The 544-nt window shown below is 36.0% G+C and carries 1 protein-coding gene; it reads right to left on the bottom strand.

What is annotated here, in order from left to right:
* Positions 1-143 precede the first annotated feature (143 nt).
* Positions 144-356: a hypothetical protein gene (locus ACPUEY_RS14120; RefSeq protein WP_261180870.1), complete on the bottom strand. Its 213-nt coding sequence runs from the start codon at positions 354-356 to the stop codon at positions 144-146.
* Positions 357-544: the final 188 nt, after the last annotated feature.

Below are 544 nucleotides of genomic sequence, written 5' to 3'. Positions count from 1 at the left end.
ATTTATTTGAAAGAAAAACTTTAAAAGCTTTATTCTCACCCGATAAAATCCCCATCAAACAAGAGGAAGCTCATGTGAGCTTCCTCTTGTAAAAATTGTGGGACAGCAGTGCCCACTTGGGCTTTTTTTATTTACTTTTTTATTTAGCTAGAGGTAAGCAAAAGGCCATAACGTGCATTTAAATAATTTCCCCTACGGATAATGTCTGCCCCATTGGCATGGTAAACCACCAACTCCTGAGTAAAAGTGTCATAACTGAACGAATCAAAACAGTCCTGATGATGACTTAACCAGACCAAAGTGTCTGCCAATTGATCAGTAACAATGTAAGTATCTGCGGTAAAATCAATGCTCATGACTACAATTTCAAATAGCTTTAAATTGGTAGTTTAATCTTTTTTTCAATTTTTTCTAAGCATTAAAAAGTGAGCCTGAAGCCACTGCTGTCCCACAAATATCACAAGAAGAACCTCAATTGAGGTTCTTCTTGTTTTCGCCATTTTTTATCAGGCACAAAGAGTGACCTTAAAAGTTTCCTTTCAAA

The organism is Acinetobacter sp. G11 (assembly GCF_049808495.1).
Classification (GTDB): domain Bacteria; phylum Pseudomonadota; class Gammaproteobacteria; order Pseudomonadales; family Moraxellaceae; genus Acinetobacter; species Acinetobacter kookii.
Note: the sequence above shows the minus strand (reverse complement) of the source record. Positions and strands in the feature narration are given on the sequence as shown.

Coding starts and splice junctions, on each gene's coding strand:
- ACPUEY_RS14120 (WP_261180870.1), bottom strand. CDS start 356: ATGAGCATTGATTTTACCGCAGATACTTACATTGTTACTGATCAATTG.